The organism is Variovorax sp. GW823-FHT02B07, from assembly GCF_058797695.1.
Map to the genome: position 1 here is coordinate 30,356 of NZ_JBXAJX010000014.1, position 21,609 is coordinate 51,964.

The following is a 21,609-nucleotide window of genomic DNA, read 5'->3' on the forward strand; positions in this document are numbered from 1 at the left end:
GACCCCGCAGCGCGACGCCCCACTTCCGAGAGACCCAAGATGGCCGACCACGAGTTCCGCATCGAGAGCGATTCGCCCGCCAAGGACGACCTGATGTTCTGGCGCATCGTCGGGCACGAGGCGCTGGCGCGCCCCGCGGCCTACGAGCTCACCGTGCTGTCCAAGAACAAGGACCTCGCCGCCAAGGACATCCTGGGCCACGCCTTCGACGTGGTCATCGAGTTCAAGGACGCCGACGGCGGCGCGCACGAGCGGCATTGCCAGGGCCACGCGGTGCGCTTCGTGCGCGCGGGCCACATCGGGCGGCACTACGAGTACCGCATCGCGCTGCGCTCGTGGTTCTGGCTGCTCACCAAGCGCGCCAACTCGCGCATCCACCAGGAAAAGAAGGTGCTCGAGGTGCTCGACGCGGTGTTCGAGGACAGCCCGATCAAGCGCTTCAAGAAGACCAAGGCCACCAACGTCATCGGCACGCACAACCCGCGCCGCTACTGCGTGCAGCACCAGGAGAGCGACTACCAGTTCCTGTCGCGCCTGCTGGAGGACGAGGGCATCTACTACTGGTTCGACGCGCACGATGCGCCCGGCACCATGCACCTGTCGGACGCCAGCGACCTGGCGCACGACAAGCTGCCCGCGACCGACACGCTGCGCCACATGGCGGTCCACGCGGCCGAACCGCGCTTCAACGAGATCTCGCGCTGGGTCAGCGCGCGGCAGTTCGACACCGGCAAGCACTCGTCGCGCGACAGCGACTTCAAGGCCATCAAGAAGAAGCTGGGCGCCGACATCGACAGCTCCGACCAGCATGAGCTCGCCGAGTTCGAGATGTTCGAATTTCCCGGCGGCTACTTCAGCGGCGACGACGCCGAGACGCGCGCCAAGCTGCGCGGCGACGAACTCAATGCGCGCCGCGACCGCCACTGGGCGCTCACGCCGTGGCCCGACGTCGCGGCCGGGCGCAGCTTCAAGTTCGAGGACGACCCCGACGGCACGCGCAATGGCGACTACGTGATCGCCGCCTGCACCTTCATCGCCAGCCACCGCGGCTACGAAGGCGTGAGCGCCAGCGCACCGGCGCAGCCCGTGCAGCGCGCGCTGGCCGAGGTGCTGCGCGACGACGCCGTGAATGCCGACACCCTGCCGGTGCTGGAAGAGCTCATCGCCGCCACGCCCGCGCTGGCCGCCGCGCAGACCGGCAGCAGCCTGTTCCTGCTCACCGTGATGCCGGTCGACCGCCCGTTCCGCGCGCCGCGCCTCACGCCGCGCGTGACCATGCCCGGCCCGCAGACGGCCATCGTGGTCGGCCCCAAGGGCGATGAGCTGCACGTGGACGACCACGGCCGCGTGAAGGTGCACTTTCACTGGGACCGCTACGACGAGAGCAACGAGAAGTCGACCTGCTGGGTGCGCGTGTCGCAGCCCTGGGGCGGCAAGGGCTGGGGCGGCTACTTCGCGCCGCGCATCGGCCAGGAGGTGATCGTCGACTTCCTCAACGGCGACCCCGACCGGCCGGTGATCGTGGGCCGCGTCTACAACGACGACCAGCCCATTCCGTACAAGTCGCCCACGCAGAGCGGCTTCCGGACCCGGTCCACGCCGGGCGGCGGCGTGAACAACTACAACGAGATCATGTTCGAGGACAAGAAGGGCGAGGAGAACATCAACATCCACGCCGAGAAGAACATGAGCCGCAGCGTGGAGCTGGACGACTCCACCACGGTGGACCGCGACCAGACCGTGACCGTGAAGCGCGACCAGACCTCCACGGTCGTGCGGGACCGCAAGACGACGGTGGAGAACAACGACACCACGATCATCCAGAAGTTCCAGAAGCTCACGGTCGGCAAGAACCAGGACAACCATGTGGTGGGCTACCAGACCACGAATGTCGACATCGACCATGCGTTGCTGGTGAAGGGCCATCACAAGATCCAGTCCGACGGCAACCGCACCGACATCACGGGCGGCAACGAGACGCGCACGGTCACGGGCACGCAGACCGTCACGGTGAAGGGCGGGGTGAAGTACAAGGCCCCGACCATGCTTTTCGAGGCCGGGCACATGGAGTTCAAGGTGACCGGCGGCAACTCGATGAAGATCGATGCCAATGCCGCACCGTATGCCGCGGCGTTCCAGAAGTACACGCTGGTGAGCAACACCGAGCTCAACATGGTGGCCATCGGCAACATTAACACCGTGTCGGTGGGCTCGAACACCACGGTGCTCGGCCCCAACACCAGCGGCTACATCGGCAACAACACCGACTTCAATCTCGGCGTCGCCCGCTCGACCTTCATGGGGCTGAGCATGGACAACGCGCTGGGCATCGCGATGTCGAACTTCCTCGGGTTGAAGGTCGACAACACCTTGGCCATCAGCATGGAATCGGTGGCCGGCCTCAAGATCGAGCGGGACGGCACCTCGGTGCGGCAGGCCCCGCTGCATTCGATCATGCCGGGCGCCGGGGCCGGGGCGGGCACCGCCGCGACGGGCGCCATGGCCACCGCCGGGACGGTGGGGGCAGTCGCGAGCCTTGCGTACGGTGCCGTTTCCATGATCAGCGGCGCGGCGTCCCTGGGTTCCCAGTACGCCGACGCGAGGAAGTTGATGAACGAAATTCTCTCGAGCAGCGACATCGACCGCATCCCCGGCATGCGCGGACGGCTGGAGCGCATGCGCAATCTGGTGAGCACCAATCTCAACGACGGCGCCCTCACGGTCGCGACGGTGGGCACCGGCGGCGCGGTGCTGGCACTGCTGGGCATGATCCCCGGCGTCGACGCCGTGGGCAGCGAACGCGGCGCCGGCGAGCTGCTCGGCCGCGATGACGCCGGCAACCCCACCCATCCCAACGGCTGATCGGGAAGAAGGCCAGCGCGCGAATCATCATGCAAGTCGTCAAACCCCAGGCTGTCTGCCTGAGCACCCGGCCGATCGAGTACCGCAAGCGCTTCGGCCTGTGCGTGACGGCCATGCTGCACGTGCCGTTCGAGCAGGCCGAGGGCGGCACGCTGTGGGGCGAGCAGTCGGCCTGGAACTTCATCGGACGCGAGATGGCGGTGCCGCTGGTCGACGAGGGCGTGGCCAAGCTCACGCCCGAGTTCCTCGTGCACGGCCAAGCCTTTCCTCCCGCTGAAAGCCCGAGCGCCTGCGCGGTGCGCGCGCGGCTGGGCAGCCGCAGCAAGACCCTGCTCGTCTTCGGCGATCGCCACTGGGAGGGCACGAAGGCCAGTGCGCCGCTGCCGTTCGACGCGATGCCCATCGACGCCACGCATGCCTACGGGGGCGCCGCGGTGCCGGCCAACCCCGAGGGCATCGGCGCGGCGCCCGAAGGCGGGTTCCATCGGCTGCCCAACATCGAGCGGCCCGACCAGCCCCTGCGCGATCCGGCACAGCCCGTGGCGCCCGCCGGCTTCGGCCTGCGGGGGCCGATGCATCCGGAGCGCGCGCGTTTTCGCGGCACCTACGACGCGGACTACCTCAAGGCGCATGCGCCGGGCTTCGCGCCCGACCTGGACTGGCGCTATTTCAATCTCGCCCCCGAGGACCAGTGGTTCGACGCCCCGTTGCGCGGCGACGAGCCTTTCCAGTTCGATCACATGCATCCGCAGAAGCCGCGGCTCGAAGGCCGGCTGCCCGGCCTGCGTGCGCGTGTGTTCGCCGACTACCGCGCCGTCGGCGCCGCCGAGCCGCGCCTGCGCGAAGTGCCGCTGCGCCTGACGACGGTCTGGTTCTTTCCGCACGCCGAGCGGGCGCTGCTGCTGTTCCAGGGGCTGGCCGAGGTGGCCACCGACGACGGCTCCGACGTGCACGGGCTGCTCGGCGCCGTCGAGCGCGTCGATGCGTCGCGGCCCGACACCCACTACCTCGATGCGCTGGCGCGACGCGCCGACCCGCGATGGGGCGGGGTCGAATGCCTGGACGACAGCGACCTGCTGCCCGAGGGACTGGACGCGGTGGACCCCGAGGCCGAGCGGGCCGCAGAGGCCTTCGCGAGCCAGGGCCTGCAGGCGCAGGCGCAGTACCGCCGCGCCGAGATCGACGTGGCCCTCGCGCGGGAAGAGGTGCGCGCCAGCGGCCGCGACCCGGATGCCATGGGCATCGTCATGCCGTCGCGCGAAGCGCCCCCAGCGCCGGCGCAGCGCGTGGCCCACCTGAAGCAGAAGCTGCAGGAGGCCGAAGCGCAGAAGCTGGCGGCCGTCGACGATGCGCTCGATGCCCTCGAGCAGGCGGTGGCGGCGCGCAAGGCGAACCCGGCCATGAAGCCCATCGAGCATCGGGGGCCGCCGCTCTTCAATGCAGACGTGGCGCTGGCGCAGCTCCAGGGCGCGAACGCCGGCGCGACCGGTGCGTTCGACCTCGCGGCCGTGCATGGCCAGTTGCTGCAGCAGGAAGCGATGGAGCGGCTTGGCTATCTGCAGGGCGCACACGCGCAGCAGCCCGCACCCGCGATGCAGGCGGCGCAGGCCCAGACACTGAAGGACGGCATGAAGCAGGCACTGGCCGGCGGACTGCGGTTCTTCGGCGGCATGGACTTCACCGGCGCCGACTTCTCGGGGCTGGACCTGCGCGATGTCAACTTCGCCGGCGCGTGGCTCGAGAGCGTGGACTTCGGAAAATCCAACGTGTCGGGCGCGAACTTCACGGCGGCGGTGCTGGCGCATGCGAACCTCGACGGCGCGATCGGCATCCGGGCCATCCTTCAGGGCGCCAACCTGGGTTGCACGCGCTGGCAAGGCGCGGTGTTCGACGAGGCCGATTTCAGCGCGACGCAGCTGTCGCATGCCGACCTGGGGGGCCTCTCGCTGCGACGCGCCAAGATGAAGGGCGCCATGCTGATCGGCACGCGCTGGGACGGCACCGATGCGCACGGGCTGCAGGCGCCCGAGCAGCTTTTCTACCGGCTGTCGCTGCCGGGTCTCTCGCTCGCCGAGGCCGATCTCGCGGGCTGCCAGTTCGTCGAATGCGACCTCACGGAGGCCGACTTCCGCGAAGCCCACCTGGCCCAGGCCAACCTGATCACCTGCAAGCTGACGGGGGCCCGCTTCGGCGGTGCACGCGGCATGGGCATGGTGTTCGCCCAGCACTGCGACCTGGCCGACGCGGATTTTTCCGGGGCGTGGATGCAGGGTGCCAACTTCGGCGCTGCGGACATGTCGCGCGCGCGGCTGCTCGGCAGCGTGCTCGACGGCGCCAACCTGTGCGAGGCCCGGCTGCCCGACAGCGACTGGCGGCTGGCTTCGGCCAAGGGCGCGTTGCTGCGCCGGACCGTGCTGCGGGGCGCCAGGCTGGCGGGCGTGAACTTCAGCGAGGCGATCCTGCAGCACGCCGACCTGCGCGGCTGCGACTTGCGCAACAGCAACCTGTTCGCTGCCGACCTGTCGCGCGCCCGGCTCGACGGCGACGTACGCTTCGATGGGGCCCTGCTGCAGCGCGCGCGCACATGGCCGCGGCTCACGCCCGAGCAGCAGGCCGCAGGCGCATGAGGAGGACGGCGCCATGATGAACACCACCACGCTGACCCTGGCCGTGCTGCTCGGCGAGTCGATTGCCGGGCTCGACCTGTCGGGCGGTCATTTCTCGAATGCACAGCTGGCGGGGGGGCTGTTCGACCGGGTGAACTTCGCCAAGGCCGATCTGCGCGGGGCCGACCTGCGCGAGGTCGTGTTCAACCAGTGCGACCTGCGCGGCGCGCTGCTGGGCGGGGCGCGGCTGCAGCGCGCCGTTTTCAACCAGTGCCTGATGGACCACGTCGACCTGCACGGAGCCGGCCTGCACGCGGCCGTGTTCAGCGAATGCCAGGCGCCGCATGCGAACCTGTCGGATGCCGACCTGAGCATGCTCGCCTGCACCAAGACCCGCCTCGATCACGCGATGTTGCGCGGTGCGCTGCTGGACGCCTGCGTGCTGACCGAGAGCAGCCTGATCGACCTGGGGGCCGAATCGACGCGCTGGACACACGTGACCGTGGCCGGCTGCGATCTGCGCCATGTGGCGTGGCGCGGCGCCCACCTGCTGCGCGTGGCGTTCTCCACCACGCAGCTGGCCGGCGTGTCGTTCGACGGCGTCGCGCTCGAGAGCTGCCAGTTCGCGAACGCCGACCTGCGCGGTGCCCAGTTCAGCGGGGCGCCGCTGCGCCAGTGCAACTTTCAGGGCGCCACGCTCGATGAGGCGCGCTTCGACCGCATCGACGCGCCCCTGGCCCTGTTCTGCGAGGCCGAAGGGGCCGGTGTCGATTTCTCCAGTGCCGTGCTGACGCAGGCACTGTTCACCGGCGCCAGGCTGCCGCAGGCGAACTTCAGTGGCGCACGCCTGCACCAGGCCCATTTCGCCGGCGCCGTGCTGGACCGGGCGCGCTTCAACGGGGCGGACCTCACGTACGCCGACCTGCGCCACGCGCACTTGCACCAGGCAGACCTGCGCGGTGCGACCCTCGCGCGCACCTGCCTGCACCGGGCCCTGACCGACGAGGCGCAGATCGAAGATCGCACCCGTGCGATCGAAACCGATCCCGAGCTGGCGCAAGCCGAGGACTGGCGCCCCCTGCCGGCCTGAGACGCTGCCGGCCGATGCCCCTTCTTTCCATTGGAAGCCCTGCCATGACAACCATCGCCCACCACCCCGTCCGCCGCCCCGTCGCCGCCCCGCGCGGCGCCAGGCCGATCGACGCCGAGCCCGTGCCGCCGGCAGGATCGCCCGAGCGTTGCTGGACCGCGCTGCTGGAGGCGGGACGCAACGGCACGCTGTGTGTCCGGCAGGGCGCGCAGGTCGCGGCCGTGCGAACGGCCGCGGGCTGCCTGCTGGTGCCGGCGGCCGGCGACACCGTGCTGTGCTTCGGCACGGCACCGGGCGACATCTGGGTGCTCTCGGTGCTGGAGCGCTGCGCCGGCACGCAGGAGCGCGTGCTCCGGTGCAGCGGCGACACGCGGCTCGTGGTGGAGGGCGGACAGCTCGCGATCGAGGCCGATCAACTGCACCTGGCGTCGCACCGCCTGGGCGTGCGCGCCGCCACCGCCACCGTGTCGCTCGATTCGACCGAGTTCATCGGCGAACGGGTGCGCATGATCGCCGGCACGGTCAAGCTCGTGGGCAGCCTGCTGAGCACGGTGGTGGACCGCGTAAACCACTTCAGCCAGCACTACCTGCGCACGACCAAGGGGCTGGACCGCGTGAATGCGGCCCACATCGAATGCGATGCAACCGAGCTGCTGCACCTGCGCGGCGAGCATGCGCTGATCAACGGCGCCAAGCTGGTGAAGACGCGCGGCGCGCAAATCCACTTTGGCTGAGGCAGCACCATGTTCGCCAACTGCCAGATGATGGGAACGGACATGGGGTTTCCCGATGTCTGCATCACGCCCGCCGCGCCCTCGCCGATCCCGGTGCCCTATCCGAACATCGCGATGGGGCCGATGGCCATTCCGAACTGCCCAACGATCCTGTTCATGTGCACGCCGGCCCACAACCTCGGCACGGTCATTCCCATGACCAACGGCGACAACCCGGGCGTGTTGCTGGGGGTGGCGTCCGGCACGGTCATGGGGCCCAGCCGCCATCTGACAGGCGCCTTCACGGTGCTGCTGAACAGCATGCCCGCCACGCGCCTGACCAGCACCTCGCTGCAGAACAGCACCAACTGCCCCGGCGTGCGCACGGTGCCGAGCCAGACGCTGGTGCTCCTGCTGGCGCCCTGAGGTGCATGCCGTGCGCACCTTGGCATCACCGCGCCGCTACGGCATACCTCTTCCGGCGAGATTGCCAACCCGCCCCCCGGAATGAATACTCCTTTGGACTTCGCCCGCGCACGCGCGGGCCGTGTTCGGGCGTAACCGCCCCGGGGGCCGACTCATGATCCATATCGCTGTCATCACACGGCAAGGCGCCCCGGCAGGGCCGGCCATTGCCGCCGATTTCGGTCCCAGCGGGGGCACGATCGGGCGTGCCGACACCAACACGCTGGTGCTCGACGACCCCGACCGCACCGTCTCGCGCGTGCACGCACAGGTGCTGTGCCGCGACGGCCAGTACTTCATCGTCGACCGCGGCAGCAACGCGATGCAATGCAACGGCGTGTCGCTGGGCGCGGGCAAGGAAGCGGCGCTGACCGACGGCGCGCGGCTCGTCATCGGGAGCTTCGAACTCTCGGTGCGTGTGATGGCCGCTGCGGCGGCGCCACGTGCACCGGTCATCCCCAACACCGTGATGTCGGCGCCGGCCGCCGCGCCCGCCGCCAGCAGCGACGATCCGTTCGCCGACCTGCTCGCGGGGCTGGGATCGCCGCCCGCGCCCGCGCCTGCCGCAGCCCGCGTCGCCGCCGCGCCCGCCGAGTCGCTGCTCTTTCCCGACCCGATGGCCAGCGGCTCGCGCAATGCGCAGGCCGACCAGGTCGACCCGTTCGCGAACCTGCTGGGCCCCACGCCGTCGGCCGCGCCCTCTGCCGGACTCGGCGCGCTCGACGATTTTTCCGACCTGGGTGCGCCGCCCGCGCACGGCAAGGCCGCGAGCATCGACGACCTGTTCGGCGGTTCGCCGGGCGCCGGCGGCATCGGCGGCGATCCGCTCGCGCTGTCGCCGCTGGCCGATCCGCTGCTGCAGCCCAACACCGCGTCGGACGCCGACCCGCTGGCCGCCTTGCAGCGCACCGCGCCCGCCACGCCGGTGCCACGTTCCGATCATCTGCCGATCGACCAGTTCGGCTTCGAGCCGCCGAAGGCCATCACGCCGCCACCGCCGCCGCCCCCTCCTGCGCCTGCGCCCGTGGCTCCGCTTGCGAAGTTCGACGACGTGACCGGCCAGCCGATCCGCATCAGCGGGCCCGAGAACGCCGGCCGTGTCACCGAGCCGCCGCCCCCTCCGCCACCGCCGCCGCCCGTGCATGTCGCGCCGCCGGCAGCCCCCGCAGCAGCCTCGCCCCCGCGTACCGCTTCCGACGACGAGCTGCTCGCCGCCTTCCTGCGCGGCCTCGCCAGCACGCACCAGCCGCCCGAGATGCTCACGCCCGGGCTCATGGAGCGCATCGGCTCGATGCTGCGCACCGCCACCGAGGGCACGCTGCAGCTGCTGCTCACGCGCCAGGAATTCAAGCGCGAGGTGCGCGCCGAGGTCACGATGATCGCGTCGCAGGCCAACAACCCGCTGAAGTTCTCGCCCACCGTCGAGGTCGCGCTGGCGCATCTGCTGGGGCCCGGCGTGCGCGGCTTCATGCTGCCCGAGGCCGCGATGCGCGACGCCTTCGACGACCTGCGCGCGCACCAGTTCGGCGTGATGGTGGGCATGCGCGCGGCGCTGGCCCATGTCATCGGGCGCTTCGAGCCGGCCGAGCTCGAGAAGAAGATCAGCGCGAAGACCGCGCTCGACGCGCTCTTTGCCGCCAACCGCAAGGCCAAGCTCTGGGACCAGTTCGTGGCGCTGTACGGCGGCATCGCGAGCGAGGCCGAGGACGACTTCCACAGCCTCTTCGGCAAGGCCTTCCTCGCGGCCTACGAAGAGCAGATGGCGCGCCTGAAGTCCGACACCTGAGAAGACAACCAGAACAACCCCCAGCACTCGCGAGGCACCCCGCTTGGAAATCGAAATCGTCACGCTCTCCCGGCAGGGCGGGCGCACCTACAACGAGGACGTGCACGGCCACTGGCACGACGAGCGCTACGTCGCCTGCCTGGTGGCCGACGGCGCGGGCGGCCACGGCGGCGGCGACGTGGCGGCGGCCACGGTGCGCGCCAGCGTGCTCGGCGGCTTCTCGGGGGCGCCGTCGCTGGACGAGGCCGCGCTGCGCGCGCTGATCGAGCGCGCCAACCTGGACGTGGTGGCGCGCCAGGCCGAAGGCGGCAAGCTCGCCGGCATGCGCTCCACGGTGGTGTTCGCGGTGATCGATCTGGAGCGCGAGGTGCTGGCCTGGGTGCACAGCGGCGACAGCCGCGCCTACCTGTTCCGCGGCGGTGCCATCGTGGCGCGCACCACCGACCACAGCCTGGTGCAGCAGATGGTCGCGGGCGGCATGCTCGACGAGGAGGGCGCGCGCCTGCATCCGCAGCGCAACATGCTGCTGTCGGCACTGGGCTCGATCGAGGAGGCGCCCGACATCGCGGTGTCCGACCGCATGCGCCTCTTGCCCGGCGACGTGCTGCTCCTGTGCAGCGACGGCGTGTGGGAGCCGCTGGGCGACGAGTGCCTGGTCGACACGCTGCACGCATCGCGCACGCCCAGCCAGTGGACCGAGCTGCTCGACGCGCAGATCAAGGCCAACGCCAAGCCGGGCCACGACAACTACACGGCGCTCACGCTGTGGGTGATCGAGGACGCCGACGACGACATGACGCGGCTGCTGCCCGAGAACGTCGCGTCGACAGACCCCTGAGCGTGGCGCCATCTTTCAAGCAAAACGCCCATCCGATGGATGGGCGTTTTGCTTGGGGCCGCTGAGGCTGTTCAGCTGTACTTGCTGGCCTTCTTCTTGACTTTCTTCAGCGCGCTGCGCAGCAACGCGGGCATGTCTTCCCGGTTCGGCAGGTTGCTGTAGTTGTTGATGTTCTGCTCTTCGCAGCTGTTGGCACAGCCGTTGTTCAGCAGGTCGAGCGCGTAGCGCGTCTTGCTGATCGTGCTGGACGCACCGGGCTCGCGGAACGGATCGAAGATGCCGTCCGGCAGGACCTTGCGCCCGCGTGCGATCGCCTGTTCCTGGAAGTGCGTGATGTGCTTCTGCGTGACCGGCCCGTAGTAGCCGTCCACCACGATCACCTCGGTCGCGCCGGGGGGCGGGTCGAAGTCGTGGTTGAAGCCGAGCAGCTCGTAGTAGAAGATTTTGAACAGGGCCTGCACCAGCATCACGTCTTCACGCGTGTTGGAGCCGATCCGTCCGACCGACCAATCGGAGTTGTAGGTCGTGTGCAGCTTGCCGCTGGTACCGATGAGTGTGGTGCTGAATGCCATGGCATTGCTCCGGTGAGGACACGGGCAGGGACCGGCCCCGGCACCGTGCGGTGCCTGGGGCGGACGGGGCTGGCGAGTCCGTCGCCCGTCAGCGGGTTTCGGTGGTGGCCACGTTCCAGCCGAACTTCACCTCGCCGCCGCCGGCGCCCTTGTCGTCCTGGCCCTTGTAGGCGAACTCGATGTCCTTGAAGCTGCAGGACACCTGCTCGTGCACGTCGCCGCCCTGTGCGCCGCCGGGGCCCACGCTGGAGATGAAGACTTCCTTGAGCGTGACCTTCAGGTACTCCTGCTGACCTTCGCCCGACTTGCGGCAGGTCATGACCATGTCCTTGAAGTGCTTGCCGCTCACGCAGTTCTTGGCGAGCACGGGCGATGCCTTGTCGTAGACGTGCGTGAAGTTGAATTCACCCGGCGAGGCCTTGCCCTTGCCCGAACCGCCACCCGATCCCGCGCCCGATGCGTTGCTCACGTTCCAGGACCACGACGAAATCTCGATCTCGTCCTTGTGGTCCTTGTGAGAAGACTCGCCCTTGACGCCGTCGAGCTTGATGTGAAAGTCAGATGACATGTTCCTACTCCTTGGAACCCGATTGCATTCGGGCGGTTGATGATCGAAACGAAAAAAATGGCTGCCGGCGGTGGGAGAAAAGTTCCGATGCCCGGCAGCTACTCATAGAACGAAACGGAACCGGGAATTCAAGAAGAATCCGCAGATTTTTTTCAACCGGCGCCCTTGGCCGTCGGCAGCTTGGACACCAGCCGCAGCGAGACCGTGAGGCCTTCGAGCTGGTAGTGCGGGCGCAGGAAGAACTTGGACGTGTAGTAGCCCGGGTTGCCCTCGACTTCCTCCACGATCACCTCGGCGGCGGCCAGCGGCTTCTGGGCCTTGGTGGTTTCCGACGAGTTGGCGGGGTCGCCGTCCACGTAGTTCATGATCCATTTGTTGAGCCAGCGCTGCATGTCCTCGCGCTCCTTGAAGCTGCCGACCTTGTCGCGCACGATGCACTTCAGGTAGTGCGCAAAGCGGTTGCAGGCAAAGAGGTAAGGCAGGCGCGCCGCCAGGTTGGCGTTGGCCGTGGCGTCGGGGTCGTCGTACTCGGCCGGCTTGTTCAGCGACTGGGCGCCAATGAAGGCGGCGAAGTCGGAGTTCTTGCGGTGGATCATCGACAGCAGGCCGGCCTTCGAGAGCTCGGCTTCGCGCCGGTCGCTGATGGCGATTTCGGTGGGGCACTTCTGGTCCACGCCGCCGTCGTCGCTGGGGAAGGTGTGCAGCGGCAGGTTTTCCACCGCGCCGCCCGACTCGATGCCGCGGATGCGCGAACCCCAGCCGTACAGCTTGTACGAGCGGTTGATGTTGGTCGCCATCGCATAGGCGGCATTGGCCCAGGCGTACTTGCTGTGGTCGGCGCCGGCGGTGTCTTCCTCGAAGTCGAACTCTTCCACCGGGTTGGTGTTGGCGCCATAGGGCGTGCGCGCCAGAAAGCGCGGCATGCACATGCCCAGGTACTTGGAGTCGTCCGACTCGCGCAGGCTGCGCCAGCCGGCGTACTCGGGCGTGGAGAAGATCTTGGTCAGGTCGCGCGGGTTGGCCAGCTCCTGCCACGACTCCATCTGCATGAGGTTGGGGCTCGCGCCCGTGATGAAGGGCGCGTGCGCCGAGGCGGCGATCTTGGCCATCTCGCCGAGCATCTCGACGTCGGGCGGGCTCTGGTCGAAGTGGTAGTCGCCCACCAGCGCGCCGAAGGGCTCGCCGCCGAACTGGCCGTACTCCTCCTCGTAGATCTTCTTGAACATCGGGCTCTGGTCCCAGGCCGCGCCCTTGAACTTCTTGAGGTTCTTGGCCAGCTCCTGCTTGGAGATGTCCATCACCCGGATCTTCAGGTTCTCGTCGGTCTCGGTGTTGTTCACCATGTAGTGCAGGCCGCGCCACGCACTTTCGAGCTTCTGGTAGTCGGGGTGGTGGATGATCTTGTTCACCTGGTCGGTGAGCTTGGCGTCGATCGCGGCGATCATGGCCTGGATCGACTTGGTCACGTCCTTGCCGATGACGGTGCTGTTGCTCAGCGCCTGCTGCGCCAGCGTGAGCACGGCGGCTTCGACGGCGCTCTTGGCTTCGTCGCTGCGCGGCTTGAATTCTTTCTGCAGCAGCGACGAAAAGTCGCTTCCCGCGTACGCAACGTCTTTCAGTGCGCTCTGCTCGAGTGCGTCGGCCATGATGGTTTCTCCTCGTGTACCGGTGTGTGTCTGTCAGGAATCGGGGGGTGAGGCTCAGGCGGCGGCTTCGCCGTCCCCGGGCTTCTTGCTGGCGGCCAGCGTCTGCAGCAGGGCCGGGTCTTCGAGCACCTTGGCCAGCAGGTCTTCGGCGCCGCCCTTGCCGTCCATGTAGGTCACGAGGTTCGACAGCTGCGTGCGCGCTTCGAGCAGCTTGTTGAGCGCGCCCACCTTGCGGGCCACGGCGGCGGGCGAGAAGTCGTCCATGCTGTCGAAGGTGAGCTCGACCTTCAGGTCGCCCTCGCCGGTGAGCGAGTTCTCGACCGCGAAGGCGGCGCGCGGCTTCATGGCCTTCATGCGGGCGTCGAAGTTGTCGACGTCGAACTCGAGGAACTTGCGGTCGACCACGGGCGCGAGCGGGTCGGCGGGCTTGCCCGACAGATCGGCCAGCACGCCCATCACGAAGGGCAGCTGGATCTTTTTCTCGGCGCCGTAGAGCTCCACGTCGTATTCGATCTGGACCCGGGGCGCGCGGTTGCGTGCGATGAATTTCTGACTGCTCTTGGCCATGGCGATGCTCCTTGCGGGAATGAAAGGGGACGGGTGGAAACGGCGGCGGTCATTCGGACTGGCGTTTGCCCGTCACGGTCTCGATGGTGTCCATCGCGTTGGGCGCGAGGTTGGCCATGATGTCCAGGAAGCTCACGCCGATGAGCTTCTTGGCGCGTTCGATCAGGAGCGGCGCGGGGTTGCCGGGCTCGGCCTGTTCGAGGTAGCGGATGACGCGGTCGAGCATCTGCACCGCGTCCTGGCGGTTCTGGATCTCGCCGCGCGGCGCGGCCGGGCGGGCCGCGTTGCCGGAGGGGGCGTCGCTGTCGGCTGTTGCGCCCTCGTCGGCAGAGGCTTCGGGCGCGCCGGCTGCCGCCGTGCAGGCCTTGGCGACCGCGCGCGACACGGTGCGCAGCGTGCCCAGGTCCACCGCATCGGTGCGGCCGGTGCGCTCGCCCAGCAGCTTCTGCAGGCGGTCGAGCAGTGCAGGCAGGCCGATGGCGGCCTGCAGTTGGTCGGGGTGCGCGGCGTGCAGGGCCTCGAGCCCGCCATGCACCTGCGCGGGCGAATACGAGGCCTCGCCGCCGACGGCGTTGAGCACGCCGTGCGCAATGGCGATGTCGCGCACGCGGATCGGGCCCACGCCCGGCGCGTTGCCCACCGAGGCGTCGTACAGGTCGCGCGGCACCATGCTGTCGTCGCTCAAGGGCGCGAGCGCGTTCAGGCGCATGGTGGGGTCGTTGTCGTCGTCCGCATCCAGCTTTGGATGTATGCCGTCCCAGAAGGTGTCGAGCAGCGAGGTGAGCAATTGCAGGCCCGCCGTGAAGCCGGCCACGCCCTGCAGGCGCGTCGCGGCGCGCAGCAGCAGTACGGCGGCGCGCACGTCCTTGCTGCGGCGCAGCTGCGCATCGGCGCGCTCGGCCACGTCGCGCCAGTCGGGTTCGACGGCGGGGATCACGGTGTCGCCGAACTGCTGCTCGGCCTTGCCCTGCGCCGCAGTCGTGAGGGCCATGAAGTCCGCGTCGTACTCCAGGTCGTCCCCGCAAGGCGAGGCCTCGCCGATGGGCGTGAGCAGTGCGTCGACGAGTTGGGGAGTCAGCATGTTGCCTGTTCGAGTTCGCTGGTGATAATCAAAGATGCGTCAGGACCGGTCAATGCAACGAAGGGAATAGCATGCGCACGCTGGGTACACACCATTCGTCCTATGAGGGCCTCCTTGCTGTCGCATCGCGACGCCGTATCGCAGCCCTTGGCCTTGCTGCAGCGGGTCTTCTGATGGCGGGCTGCGCGAGCAAACCGGTGGTCACGCCGGTGTCGATCACGCTCACGGCCGGCGCCGATGCCAACCCCGATGCGCGCGGGCGCGCCTCGCCGCTCACGGTGCGCGTCTATGCGCTCAAGACACCGGGGCCCTTCGAAGGCGCCGACTTCTTCTCGCTGTTCGAGAAAGACCAGGCCACGCTCGGCGCCGAACTGGTGCAGCGCGAAGAGATGCTGCTGCGCCCCGGCGAGAGCAAGAAGCTCGACCTCACCCTGCCGGCCGATGCCAAGGCCATCGGCGTGATGGCCGCGTTCCGCGACCTCGACCGCGCGCGCTGGCGCGAGGTGCGCGCGGTCGTGCCGGGCCAGGCGCAGGTGCTCACCGTGACCTTCGGCGCGCGGCAGATCCGCGTGGACGCTGCGGCCAAGTAGCGCCAGCTGCACGGCGGCCTCAGCGCAGTTCCGCCGGCACCGTGGGCGCAAAGCGCCCCGGCCGCACCAGCGGCTGGTCCGCCGGCAGGAAGCGGCCGAACAGGTCGCTCACGAACGCGGCGCCCGTGCCGTTCTCCGACGCCGTCGCCGTGAGGTACAGCCCGCGCCAGCGCGGCGCGCGCACCCCTTTGCCGTGCCCCTCGAACAGCCCCTGCGCCACCTGCCGCAAGGCCGGCTGCAAGGTACGCACGCTCTCCACGAAGCCATGCAGCGCGAGCCGTCCCGCGGGGCCCGGCTGCTCGCGCAACAGGGCCATGCGCAGGCCGTGCAGCTGCGCCACGAGCGGATCGAACAGCGCATCGAGCCGGTCGGCGGCGCGCGCTGCGTGCGCCGCGAACGGGTGCTCCACGCGGTGGCCGAGCGCCTGCGCGAGCACCTCGGGCGGCAGCGCGGCGCGCAGCGTGGCGTAGCCCTTCAGGCCTTCGAGGCCCGTCACGACGAGGTAGACCGGCAGCTGCAGGCGCAGCGTGTCGCTGGCTTCGTCGAGCAGGCGGCGCATGTTCGCGGTAGCGCGCTTGCGCAGCGCCGGGTCGCCGTACAGCAGGTCGCCGGCCGCCACGCACACCACCACGCCGTGCAGCGGCAGGCGTTCGCGCCGCTCGGCAAGCGCCAGCAGCGACTGCAGCCAGAGCCCGCGCGCGGGCGCCGTGCCGGCCTGGTCGCCGATGGCGTCGGGATGCAGCTCGATGGCCGTCAGCGCGCCGGTGGTCCACCAGCGCCACCAGGGCGTGCCGGGTGCCTCGTGCGGCGGCGGCGCCACGCACTCGGCGCGGGCCGCCGAGAGCAGCCCCGGCAGCCCGGTGGCCGGGCCGCCGATGAAGAGGAACCACGGCGCCGTCGCGCGCGTGCGCGGCGCCTGCCGCAGCGAGGTGCGCGCCTGCGCCATGGCCTCCTTCAGCGCGTCGACGGCGGCGTGGTCGGCGGGCGCGCCGAGGGCGTCGACGCGCCGCAGCAGTCCCCGTCGCCGCGCGCCGCGGCCGGCGTCGCGCACGGCGGCGTACAGCAGCGCCAGGCCGGCGAGGCAGACCGCGAGCAGCGGCCAGAACAGGTGCACGGGTGACAGCGTGTCGAACATGGTGGGGAAGGGCGAGGTCAGCGCGCCACGGTTTCGAGGGAGATGAAGTCGGCGATCAGCCGTTCGCTGTTCCTGCTGGCCGCCAGCGCCTCGCGCAGGCGCAGCAGGTAGGCCGAGGCCATCTCGTACGGCGGGCGGTCGGAGGTTTCGCTGAACGGCATCGGCGCCGACAGCACGGTGATCAGCACGTTGCCGAAGGGCGGGCTCACGAGCCAGCTCGAGGGGATGTCGGACCCGAGTTCCAGCGACTCGCCCGCGCGCAACCGCGTCGGGGCCGGCCCGGTGTTCAGGTGCATCACGGAGCCGTCGGCGGTGTAGTAGTCGACCCAGATGTAGCTCTCGTGGCGCGGCGCCACCACCTGCACGCGCACCGCGTCGCCCTCGCGCAGCCGGCCGTCGCGCGCGGACGGCGCACTCACGCTCAGCCCGTGGTTCTTCTGGCGGTTGCGTGCCTGCGAGGGCTTGAGGATGGCGAACACCTCGCAGTGCGGCCATACGCGCAGCCCGATGTCGAACTGCGGCGCGCGCACGCCGGGAATGGCCGCGACGTCCTCCGCCACCTTGAGCAGGTCGTCGCGCTGCGAGACGAAGCCGGTCACGCGCGGGCGGCCGTCGGGGTCGATCGAGGCCTCGAGGTCGGCGCAGGCGTAGCTGGCGAGTTGCCGGTCGATGCGCTGCGTGAGCGCCGTGCCGGCGGTCGGCGGCCCCGCCAGCCAGTGCCACAGCAGGAAGAGCGCGGGCACCAGCACGGCCAGCGCGGTGCCGGTGCGCAGCACGGTGCGGTCGCGCCGGCGCATGTCGGCCGGGCCGCGCGGGTCGGGCACGCCGTAGGGCTGGGGCGTGATGTGGTCCTGCGCGAGGCTGCCGAGTTCGAGCGGCGGCGGTTGCAGCTGCCGGCCGTGCAGGTCCTTCAGCTTGCCGAGCTCGCCCTCGTCGCCCGACTCGAAGTAGTACTGGCCCTTGAAGCCGTGCGCCAGCGCGTGCCAGTAGACCTCTCGCACCGCATGGTCCTGCGCGCCGAGCGCCGAGAGGTGGTGGAAGAACTCGCTGTGCGCGTTGTTGGAGTTGAACAGCTGCACCTGCAGCGGCGCGGCGCCGTCCACGGCGTCGGGGTGGCGCGCCAGGATCTCGTCGAGCCACGCGACCATGGCAAAGGCGGCCGATTCGATCTGTGTGGCGGTGGCGCCCGCCACGTCGGCGTCGGCGCGTGCGATGTCCAGCAGGCGCAGGGCCTCGCGCTGGGCGTCGCCGTGGGTGAGGGTGGGGTGGCCGGCCGCGATCGATGCGTCCAGGCCGAGACCGAAGGCAATGAAGGGCGAGAAGCAGTCGAGCAGGCGGGCCATGAGGGATGCCCGCTTCTCAAGCGTGCATTGCGAAGCATGCCTTGCACCGGCGTCTGCAGCGATCGCACATGCCCATGTCCCCGGTCGTTGGAGTGGGCGTTCATTTTTTCAACGGGCCCACGGGGCCGCCATACCGCTTGGGGTCTATGCCGTTGGTGGGGCGCGGCGGCCTTGCTGGACGGGGCAATCGCCGTTATCTTCGCAGTCGCAGAAGAATCCAATGCACATTGACGTTGGGACACCGGGGTATGCCATGAAAATTCTGATCGCCGACGACCACCGGCTCGTCATCGAGGCGGTCAAAGCCAAGTTGTCGGAGCTGGGAGCTGGCATCGAGTTCGTCCTGGCGCTGAGCGTCGACGAACTGCTTGCCGGCGCGACCGACGATCTCGACCTGGCCCTGATCGACCTCAACATGCCCGGTGCGGACGGGCAGGCCCACATCGACGAGATCCGGCGACGACACCCGGCCGTGCCCGTGATCGTGCTGTCGGGCTACGAAGACCCGTCCATCATGCGCAGCGCGCTCGAACGCGGCGTGCTCGGCTTCATTCCCAAGGCCTATTCGCCCGACGTCATGCTGTCGGCGGTGCGCCTGGTGCTGGCGGGCGGCGTGTACGTGCCGCCGATGATGCTCACGGCGCTGCCGCCGGGCATCGTGGCCGGCGTGTCGCCGTCGTCTGCCGCGGCGGGCGAACCCTTTGCGCGCGGCGGTGGCGGCAACGGCGGTGGCGGCACCCAGACCCTCGAACATCTGCGCAGCGTGCTCACCGAGCGGCAGGTCGAGGTGCTGCAGCTGCTGTCGCAAGGCAAGCCGAACAAGCTGATCGGGCGCAGCCTGGGCATCAGCGAAGGCACGGTGAAGATCCACCTGGCAGCCATCTTCCGCGCGCTCAACGTGCGCAACCGCACCGAGGCGGTGGTGGCGGCGCAGGCGCTGACGGAAGCGCAGCAGGCCTGAAGACGCGGCTCAGTCGGCGAGCGCCGACGCCGGGCGGCGCATGAAGCCGCGCGCGGGCACGATCCATTCGACGATCTGATCCGTTTCGGGCGCGAGCGTCGTTGCGTCCTCCGTGAACAGCATGCGCTCCTCGGCCAGCAGGAAGCGCTGTGCGCCCAGCACCTGGAGCGTGGCGCCGCCGAGGTCCAGGGACTGCGGCGCAGCGTCCGCCGACAACACCCACCGCACCGGCCCGGGCGCCGCCGTCCGCAGCGCGGCCTCGTGCGCCGCATCGCCGGGCGCGCGGTTGATCAGCGCCCAGCCCTCGGTGCCGCCGATGAGAAAACTGTTGAGGCCGCTGTCGTGCACGACGCGCACCACGCGCGCGGACAGCGGCGTGACCAGGCCCGCTTCGAGCGCGTAGCGTCCGCCGCCCTGGCCGTCGGGATCGAGGTGCCCGATCTCGTCGTAGGCGGGCTCTTCCATGTTCACCGGGCGTCGGCCCTTGGGACCGTCGGCCAGGCGCGGCATGGTCAGCGGGATGCGGCGCAGTGCATGCGCATGGGCCATGAAGTCGTCGACGCGGGCGAAGGTGGCCAGGTGCTCGAGCACGCGCCGCGTCACGTTCAGCAGCTTGAGGCCGCGTTCGGGGCTGACCGCGTCGGCGGGCTTCAGCCACAGGTGCTCGACGGTCTCGCGGCCGTCGGGGCGCACGTCCTGGCCGGCGGGCATCGCGGCGGCGAAGAAGCGCGTGTCGAAGCGGCGCGGCATGCCGGGCGGGGTCAGCCAGTGGCTGAAGTACGCGATGCGGTCGACGGCAAGGCACCAGCCGCGCTCGGCGCACAGGGCGAGCAGGGCGTCGGTGCTGCGCTCGGCGGCCGCGCGCATGGCGTCGAGCTCGCCCGAGGTGAGCGCGAGCAGCTCGACCGGCCGGCCCTGCGCATCGTTCGCGAGCAGCAGCCCGGCCTCTTCGAAGCATTCGCGGATCGCGGCTGCGTGGAAGTCGAGCCCGCCTTCGGGCAGGCCCAGGCGCGCGCTCGCGGCGGCGTCGTCCAGGCCCGCGCACAGCGGGTGCAGCAGGCGGTCGTGCGCATCGACCATGCCGCCCGGGAAGACGCTGGCGCCGCTGTTCTGGTCGTTGGCCTTTTCTGCCCGCCGCAGCTTCAGCACTTCGAGGCCTTCGGGGCCGTCGCGCAGGACGACGAGCGTGGCGGCGGTGCGGATGGGGCGAGGGGCGGAGGGCGGGGGCGTCGTGGGGGTCATGGGCGCCTATTTTGCGGCCGGGGGACAATGCGTGCCTCGCGCATCCACCACCCACTTCGCTCCCTGGGAGCCGCCTGTTTTGGACACTCTTCGCACCGATCTCTCCCGCTTCGACGCCGCCATCGTCGACCTCGACGGCACCATGGTCGACACGCTCGGCGACTTTGCCGAGGCCCTGAACCGCATGCTGCGCGACCTCGACCTACCGCCGGTGACACCCGCCGCCATCGAGCGCATGGTGGGCAAGGGCTCGGAGCACCTGATCCTGTCGGCGCTGGCGCACGTGGGTGCGCCGGCCCCGGCGGCGCTGTTCGATCGCGCGTGGGAGCGCTACCAGCACCACTACCTCGAGATCAACGGCCGGTACTCGGCCGCCTACCCCGGCGTGGTCGAGGGCCTGAAGGCGCTGCGCGCGCGCGGGCTGCGGCTGGCCTGCCTCACGAACAAGCCGACCTCCTTCGCCAAGCCGCTGCTGGCCGCGAAGGGGCTCGACGGCTTCTTCGAGCAGGTGTTCGGCGGCGATGCCTTCGAGCGCAAGAAGCCCGATCCGCTGCCGCTGCTGAAGACCTGCGAGGCGCTGGGCACGGTGCCCGCGCGCACGCTGATGGTCGGCGATTCGAGCAACGACGCGCGTGCCGCGCGCGCCGCCGGCTGCCCCGTGGTGCTCGTGACCTACGGCTACAACCACGGCGAGCCGGTGCGCGGCGTGGATGCGGACGGGTTCGTGGCGTCGCTGGCCGACCTCGCGGCGGCCTGACGGACGGACTGCCCCTTACTGCTTTCCGAGCAGCGCGTCCTTCAGCTTCCAATCGGCCGGGTTCGGGCCGAGCCAGATGCGCATCAGCGCATTGAAGAACGCCACTTCCTTCACCGGGTCGGGCTGCGGCACGCCGCGCACCGTGATCAGCGTGCCCGTGCCGGGCACCCAGTCGATGGTGAAGGTGTCGCCGGCCTTGAGCTGCTTCTGGTCCGCGAACATCTGGCCCATGCGCAGCAGCCCGGGGATCAGGTTGACCATTTCGCTCTTGGGCGAGTTGTCTTCCACGCCCTTGACGAAGAGCTTGCCGAGCTCGTTGGCGTCGATGTCGCGCAGCATGGTGATCGCCACGCGCTTGGGGCCCGGCACCGCCAGCGCCTCTTCGGTGGTCGAGGCCTTCTTGCCCAGGTACAGGCCGGCGGTGTAGACCTTGATGATGGTCTTGTAGCGGATGCCCGCGCCGTTGAGCACCAGCGGGGCGCCGCGCAGGTCCATCTGGTCGTCGAGCTTGACGCCCGCCACCTCGACCTGCGCCGCGAAGGCACTGCCGCAGAGCGCGGCCGAGAGGACAGCGAGCGCCGCGAGGCGGGAGAACACGGCCGGGAGCAGGGGTGCGAGCAAGTGAGTCTCCTTGAATTTGCGAACGGTCGTGCGAATGTATCTTTTCGTTTTATCCGAGAGGCTCCGGGGGAACCCTGAAGCCTGCGGTTGCACAAGGCCTGGTTTTCGTGGGCTAAACTCGGCGCTCCATGTTCGTTCATCACATCATTCAAACAGGTGAAGGCAG

The 21,609-nt window shown here is 69.6% G+C and carries 19 protein-coding genes; 10 read left to right on the forward strand and 9 right to left on the reverse strand.

What is annotated here, in order from left to right:
• Positions 1 to 39: 39 nt before the first annotated feature.
• From AC1RGU_RS31050 to AC1RGU_RS31080, 7 genes are all read left to right on the forward strand, one after another.
• A complete protein-coding gene (locus AC1RGU_RS31050) occupies positions 40 to 2,862 on the forward strand; it encodes a type VI secretion system Vgr family protein (protein WP_492700353.1) in 2,823 nt (940 codons plus the stop codon).
• 29 nt (positions 2,863 to 2,891) lie between these two features.
• The gene (locus AC1RGU_RS31055) at positions 2,892 to 5,489 is read left to right on the forward strand and encodes a DUF2169 family type VI secretion system accessory protein (RefSeq protein WP_492700351.1); all 2,598 of its coding nucleotides are present in this window, start codon (positions 2,892 to 2,894) and stop codon (positions 5,487 to 5,489) included.
• A gap of 13 nt (positions 5,490 to 5,502) precedes the next feature.
• Positions 5,503 to 6,558: a pentapeptide repeat-containing protein gene (locus tag AC1RGU_RS31060; protein ID WP_492687342.1), complete on the forward strand. Its 1,056-nt coding sequence runs from the start codon at positions 5,503 to 5,505 to the stop codon at positions 6,556 to 6,558.
• Positions 6,559 to 6,602: 44 nt separating this feature from the next.
• The gene (locus tag AC1RGU_RS31065; protein WP_492700349.1) at positions 6,603 to 7,292 is read left to right on the forward strand and encodes a DUF3540 domain-containing protein; all 690 of its coding nucleotides are present in this window, start codon (positions 6,603 to 6,605) and stop codon (positions 7,290 to 7,292) included.
• 9 nt (positions 7,293 to 7,301) lie between these two features.
• Positions 7,302 to 7,697, forward strand: coding sequence for a DUF4150 domain-containing protein (locus tag AC1RGU_RS31070; RefSeq protein WP_056584565.1), 396 nt, complete (start codon positions 7,302 to 7,304; stop codon positions 7,695 to 7,697).
• Positions 7,698 to 7,851: 154 nt separating this feature from the next.
• The gene (tagH, locus tag AC1RGU_RS31075) at positions 7,852 to 9,522 is read left to right on the forward strand and encodes a type VI secretion system-associated FHA domain protein TagH (protein WP_492700347.1); all 1,671 of its coding nucleotides are present in this window, start codon (positions 7,852 to 7,854) and stop codon (positions 9,520 to 9,522) included.
• Positions 9,523 to 9,565: 43 nt separating this feature from the next.
• The gene (locus tag AC1RGU_RS31080; protein ID WP_056584571.1) at positions 9,566 to 10,360 is read left to right on the forward strand and encodes a PP2C family protein-serine/threonine phosphatase; all 795 of its coding nucleotides are present in this window, start codon (positions 9,566 to 9,568) and stop codon (positions 10,358 to 10,360) included.
• 71 nt (positions 10,361 to 10,431) lie between these two features.
• Here the strand turns inward: AC1RGU_RS31080 and AC1RGU_RS31085 are convergent, their stop codons facing one another.
• From AC1RGU_RS31085 to tssA, 5 genes are all read right to left on the reverse strand, one after another.
• The gene (locus tag AC1RGU_RS31085; RefSeq protein WP_095743411.1) at positions 10,432 to 10,932 is read right to left on the reverse strand and encodes a peptidoglycan-binding domain-containing protein; all 501 of its coding nucleotides are present in this window, start codon (positions 10,930 to 10,932) and stop codon (positions 10,432 to 10,434) included.
• Positions 10,933 to 11,020: 88 nt separating this feature from the next.
• Positions 11,021 to 11,500 (reverse strand): Hcp family type VI secretion system effector, encoded by a 480-nt coding sequence (locus AC1RGU_RS31090; RefSeq protein ID WP_095743412.1) that lies wholly within the window; start codon positions 11,498 to 11,500, stop codon positions 11,021 to 11,023.
• Between the two features lie 152 nt (positions 11,501 to 11,652).
• Entirely contained in the window at positions 11,653 to 13,146 is a 1,494-nt protein-coding gene (tssC, locus tag AC1RGU_RS31095) for a type VI secretion system contractile sheath large subunit (RefSeq protein ID WP_062482199.1), read from the reverse strand.
• Positions 13,147 to 13,200: 54 nt separating this feature from the next.
• A complete protein-coding gene (gene tssB, locus AC1RGU_RS31100; protein ID WP_062482197.1) occupies positions 13,201 to 13,713 on the reverse strand; it encodes a type VI secretion system contractile sheath small subunit in 513 nt (170 codons plus the stop codon).
• 49 nt (positions 13,714 to 13,762) lie between these two features.
• Entirely contained in the window at positions 13,763 to 14,794 is a 1,032-nt protein-coding gene (tssA, locus tag AC1RGU_RS31105) for a type VI secretion system protein TssA (protein WP_492700344.1), read from the reverse strand.
• Between the two features lie 71 nt (positions 14,795 to 14,865).
• Between tssA and tssJ the strand changes: the two genes are divergently transcribed.
• The gene (gene tssJ / locus AC1RGU_RS31110) at positions 14,866 to 15,384 is read left to right on the forward strand and encodes a type VI secretion system lipoprotein TssJ (RefSeq protein ID WP_492700342.1); all 519 of its coding nucleotides are present in this window, start codon (positions 14,866 to 14,868) and stop codon (positions 15,382 to 15,384) included.
• A gap of 19 nt (positions 15,385 to 15,403) precedes the next feature.
• Here the strand turns inward: tssJ and AC1RGU_RS31115 are convergent, their stop codons facing one another.
• Positions 15,404 to 16,519, reverse strand: coding sequence for a type VI secretion system protein (locus AC1RGU_RS31115; RefSeq protein WP_095743415.1), 1,116 nt, complete (start codon positions 16,517 to 16,519; stop codon positions 15,404 to 15,406).
• Between the two features lie 17 nt (positions 16,520 to 16,536).
• Positions 16,537 to 17,862 (reverse strand): DotU family type IV/VI secretion system protein, encoded by a 1,326-nt coding sequence (locus AC1RGU_RS31120; RefSeq protein WP_492700339.1) that lies wholly within the window; start codon positions 17,860 to 17,862, stop codon positions 16,537 to 16,539.
• Between the two features lie 253 nt (positions 17,863 to 18,115).
• On the opposite strand from AC1RGU_RS31120, the gene AC1RGU_RS31125 reads away from it, so the two are divergent.
• Positions 18,116 to 18,823, forward strand: a complete 708-nt coding sequence (locus AC1RGU_RS31125) for a LuxR C-terminal-related transcriptional regulator (RefSeq protein WP_492700337.1) — start codon at positions 18,116 to 18,118, stop codon at positions 18,821 to 18,823.
• Between the two features lie 9 nt (positions 18,824 to 18,832).
• On the opposite strand, the gene AC1RGU_RS31130 is transcribed toward AC1RGU_RS31125, so the two are convergent.
• Entirely contained in the window at positions 18,833 to 20,065 is a 1,233-nt protein-coding gene (locus tag AC1RGU_RS31130; protein ID WP_492700335.1) for an NUDIX hydrolase, read from the reverse strand.
• Between the two features lie 79 nt (positions 20,066 to 20,144).
• On the opposite strand from AC1RGU_RS31130, the gene AC1RGU_RS31135 reads away from it, so the two are divergent.
• Positions 20,145 to 20,822: a phosphoglycolate phosphatase gene (locus tag AC1RGU_RS31135; RefSeq protein ID WP_492700333.1), complete on the forward strand. Its 678-nt coding sequence runs from the start codon at positions 20,145 to 20,147 to the stop codon at positions 20,820 to 20,822.
• Positions 20,823 to 20,837: 15 nt separating this feature from the next.
• On the opposite strand, the gene AC1RGU_RS31140 is transcribed toward AC1RGU_RS31135, so the two are convergent.
• Entirely contained in the window at positions 20,838 to 21,443 is a 606-nt protein-coding gene (locus tag AC1RGU_RS31140; protein ID WP_095743420.1) for a chalcone isomerase family protein, read from the reverse strand.
• Between the last annotated feature and the right edge of the window lie 166 nt (positions 21,444 to 21,609).